We start from the raw sequence: 5,065 nt of genomic DNA on the forward strand, positions 1-5,065 counted from the left end.
TGACGGTCAGCGCATCGACCGTGGATGTGCCGGCGGCCAAGTTCGACTTGAGTTTCAGCTTTACCGAACAGCATCGGGCTGATGGCACTGCCGATGGCCTGGCAGGCAGCATCGAATACGCCACGGACCTGTTCGACGAAAGCACCGTGTCGCGCCTGGCCCAACGATGGGTGCGCCTGCTCACGGCGATGGTGTCTGAGGCTGCCGTCGATCCCTGGCAGATCAACCTGCTCGATGACGGGGAACGGCAAGCCATCCTCGTTGATTGGAATGACACCGCGCAGGAGCGTGAAGATGTCACGTTCGTCGAGCTGTTCGAGCGCAGCGCGAAGATGTTGCCCGATGCGACCGCACTCATTTTCGAAAATTCGCCCTGGTCGTATACGCACCTGGAAAAGCGTGCCAATCGCCTGGCAAACTGGCTAGCCTCGCAGGCCATCGGTGTGGGCCATATCGTAGGCGTGTGCATGCAGCGCACGCATGACACGCTGGCCGTCGTACTTGGCATTCTCAAGGCCGGCGCCACCTATCTGCCGCTCGATCCGGCTTATCCCCGCGAGCGCCTTGCCTATATCGTCGGTGATGCCAACCCTGTCCTGATCGTTTCCGATACGGCTTCAGCAAGTTGCCTGCCTTCGGACCTGCGTCTGTTACGCATGGATACGGATGCACCAGCCGCCCTCGACGGACTGGCCGACACCTGGGTGCAAGGCTCTGCATGGTCACGCACGGCAGGCCCCAACCATCCGGCGTATGTCATTTATACGTCCGGCTCCACCGGGCGCCCCAAGGGCGTCGTCGTTTCTCATCGCCAGTTGGCACTGACCCTGTTCGGCGTGCGCGAAGCGCTGGACTTCCGACGCGGTGACATATTGCCCAACCTGGCATCGCATGCTTTCGACATCTCCGTGGTCGAGTTGTTGTTGCCGCTGGCCTTTGGTGGTGCAACGGTATTGGTGCAGCCACCGCGACTGAATGGATTGGCGCAACTGGTCGAGGAGACCCGTGGCGCTACCTTCCTGCACGCCGTGCCCAGCCTGATGGAGGCATGGCTCAGCCATCTGGGGCCCGATGAAGCAGGCAGGTGCTACCCGGACATTCGGGCGTTGATGGTGGGCGGCGAAGCCGTATCCAGCGAACTGCTGCGCAAGCTGGCGACGTATTTCCCGGCTGCAACGATCACCGAGTTGTACGGGCCGACCGAGGTCTCGGTCATCAGCACCTACTACACCGTGGACAGATTGGCTCTGCAAAGGGCGGCCTATTGCATCGGCATACCGCTCGAAAATACGCAGGTATTCGTTCTTGACGAGCAACTTCAGCCAGTATCCGTCGGGGTGCCGGGAGAGCTCTATATCGCCGGTCCCGGGGTTGCCGATGGCTACCTCGGCCGCCCATCACTGACTGCTGAACGCTTCGTTGCCAGTCCGTTCGATGCGGGCAAACGCATGTATCGAAGTGGTGATCTTGTGCGCTGGCAGGCAGACGGACGCCTGGATTTTCTCGGTCGTGTCGATCACCAGGTCAAGATTCGTGGCTTTCGCATCGAACTGGGAGAGATCGAAGCTGCTCTGTCCCGACTTGAAGGCGTGGCCCAGAACTTGGTCATCGCGCGGGAAGACAGCCTGGGGCACAAGCAACTCGTTGCTTACGTCGGCAGCGATGCGCGACCACTGCCCGACGGTTCGGCACTGCGTCAGGCCTTGGCGCAGGCCTTGCCCGATTACATGGTCCCGCTTGCGATCATGGTGGTCGATGCCCTGCCCTTGACACCTAACGGCAAGATCGATCGCAACGCTCTGCCTGCAGTCGACTTCAATCATGGTGACTCGCGTGAGCCACGAAATGCCACGGAAGCCATCCTTGCGGGTATTTATGCCGAAGTGCTTGGTCTGAGCAAAGTAGGCATCGACAGCGGCTTCTTCGATCTGGGTGGCGACAGCATTCGTTCGATCCAGGTCGTCAGCAAGGCGCGCAAGGCGGGGCTTGCAGTCCGCCCCAGGGACGTCTTTCAACATCCAGATATCGCTTCGCTTGCGCTGGTCGCCCAGGCGTTGCCGGGCGAAGAAGAACCGCCGGCGGAAACCTCGTTGGTCTCACTCGATGAGACACAGATGCAATGGCTGCGCGCGACGTATGGCTCGATCGAAGAAGTGTTGCCGCTTGCTCCTTTGCAGCCGGGACTTCTGTTCCAGCATCTACTTGATGAGGGTCATGCCGATGCCTACCTCGTACAAACGCTTTTTGAGATACATGGCCCTGTAGACCAGGACATGCTTCAGCGCGCGGCCCGGGCGCTGTTGTCGCGGCACGGCAACCTGCGTGCGAGCTTTGTCCAGCACGGTAGCCTGGTCCAGCCACTGCAAGTCATTCCCAGGGCCGTGACCTTGCCATGGCGCCAGGTCGATCTGCAAAGCGTAGACGCGCAGACGCAGGATGCACTTGCTGTGCAGGAAATGGAGCAGGATCTGCGAACGCCATTCGAAGCGGCGCGCGGGCCGCTGTTACGGATGCTGCTGCTCAAGCTCGGCGATGATCATTATCGATTGGCCGTCACCAACCATCATTTGCTGCTGGATGGCTGGTCGATGCCCATCCTTGCCTACGAGCTGTTCGAACTGTATCGACGTGGCGGCGAACCGTTGCCGCCCGTCACGCCGTATCGTCAATATCTTGCGTGGCTGGCCGGCCAGGACAGCGCGCGCGCTCTGGATGCGTGGCGCCATTACCTGGATGGCGTGAATGAGCCTACGCGACTGGCGTCGCACACCGGCTCTACGCCTCCCCTGGTGCCCGTCACCCACGGCATCACACTGGATGCAGGCCTGGGCAAAGCCTTGCAGCGCCTGGCCAGGGATATCGGCGTTACGCTCAATTCGTTCTTCCAGGCGGCATGGGCATGCCTGCTGGCGTGCCACACGGGGCGCCGGGACGTCATGTTCGGCATCACCGTATCTGGCCGCTCGCCGGAGATCGAGGGCATCGAACAGATGGTTGGTCTGTTCATCAATACGGTGGCGCTGCGAATCGTGCTCGATCCAGAAGAGCGCCTTAAGGACCTGCTTGTTCGTCTGCAGGATCGCCAGGCGGGAATGCTCGACGACCAACATCTCGGATTGTCCGAAATACAACGTCTGGCAGGCATCGGTGAGTTGTTTGACACCAGCCTGGCTTTCGAAAATTACCCGTCGCTGCCAGCCGCTGACATGGAGGCCGGATCGAGGACGATTGATGTCACCCGTTCGGAAGGCAGTGGCGGCGATACCTCGCACTATCCGTTGGGATTGCTGGTCATACCCGGCGACACGATCGAGCTTCGCTTTGGCTATCGCCCGGATATTTTCTCACTGTCGGCCGTAGCTGCCATCAGCCAGCATCTGACCGCCGTGCTCGAAGCATTCGCTTATCGCCCGGAGTCGCGTTTCGGACAACTGAACGTACTCAGTGCTGCCGAACACACCCAATTGCTGTCGCACTGGAATGCAACATCGCAGGACATCGCCGCGTTGCCGTTCCCTACGCTCTTCGAGCGACAGGCCCTGCATCAGCCGCAAGCGTTGGCGATCGGTTACGAAGGCACGTCGCTGTCCTACGGCGAGCTCGAACAGCGCGCCAATCGTCTGGCGCATGTACTCATCGCCGAAGGCATCGGTCCGGAGCAGATCGTGGGCCTGGCCATGCCTCGCTCGCCCGAGCTGATCGTGGCCCTGCTTGGCATTCTCAAAGCCGGCGCCGCCTATCTTCCTCTCGATCCGGCCTACCCGGCCGACCGCCTGGCGTTCATGCTCGCCGATGCCCAGCCCCGCCTGATCGTCAGCACCCAGGCCCTGGCAGCCAGCCTGCCGGCCGGCACGCCACGCTGGTGCATCGATAGTGCGCCGGCGCAGGCAGCCATGGCCAGCGCCCCCGTGCATGCACCTTCCGATACCCAGCGGCATACACCGCTGCGCGTGGATCATCCGGTGTATGTGATCTATACCTCCGGCTCCACCGGACGCCCCAAGGGCGTGGTCGTGACCCATCGCGGCCTGGGCAATCTCGGACGCACGCTGGCCCAGCGCTTTGGTGTCACCAACCAGGGACGGGTACTGCAATTTGCCTCGCATAGTTTCGATGCGGCGATCTCCGAGATTGCCGTGGCCTTCATGGCAGGGGCTGCCCTGATCATGGCGCCGGCCGAGGTCTTGCAGGACAAGGACGCCTTGATGGCCCTGGTCGAACGCGAACAGGCCACCTACACCACCTTCCCACCCGCCCTGTTGCCCGAGCTGGATCCGGACCGCATGCCCAGCCTCACTGCGCTGGGCGTGGCCGGCGATGCCTGCCCTCCGGCCACGGTCGCGCGGTGGTCGGTGGGACGACGCCTGCTCAACGAGTACGGCCCGACCGAAACCACCATCTGCGCCACGGCCAGCGAACCGCTCGCAGGCAGCACCAAGCCACCGATCGGGCGGCCACTGGCCAATACCCGTGTCTACGTCCTGGATGCGCGCCTGCAACCGGTTCCGGTGGGGGTGACGGGCGAGTTGTACGTGGCTGGACTGGGGCTGGCACGCGGCTATCACCAGCGCCCGGCGTTGACGGCCGAGCGGTTCGTGGCCCATCCCTTCGAGGCCGGGCAACGCCTGTATCGCACCGGCGACCTGGTTCGCTGGCTCGACGACGGACAACTGGATTTCCTTGACCGCACCGATCACCAGGTCAAGATCCGTGGATTCCGTGTGGAGCTGGGCGAGATCGAGGCAGCGCTTGCGCACCTGCCCCACGTGGCGCAGGCCGCCGTGGTCGCCCGCCAGGACACGCCAGGGCACAAGCAACTGGTGGGCTATGCGATCGCCGAACCGGGGCACGAACTCGATCCGATGGCGCTGCGGCGCACGCTGGCCGAACTGCTACCCGACTACATGTTGCCAGCGGCCATCCTGGTGCTCGATGCGTTGCCTCTTTCGCCCAATGGCAAGCTCGATCGCGCGGCGCTTCCGGCACCCGACTACCAGCCGCAACGGGGGCTCGAACCGCGTAATCCACAAGAAGCCGCCCTTGCCGCGCTGTTCGCCGAAGTCCT

Annotated in this window: 1 protein-coding gene; it reads left to right on the forward strand. The window is 62.7% G+C overall.

Features of this window, described 5'->3' with window-relative positions; genetic code table 11:
• Window positions 1–5,065: amino acid adenylation domain-containing protein (locus VF436_RS18680; protein ID WP_330905554.1), on the forward strand; the 5,065-nt coding region annotated here is incomplete at both ends.

Origin of the sequence: Dyella sp. (assembly GCF_036384435.1) — a bacterium.
In the GTDB taxonomy this organism is placed as follows: Bacteria; Pseudomonadota; Gammaproteobacteria; order Xanthomonadales; family Rhodanobacteraceae; genus GSA-30.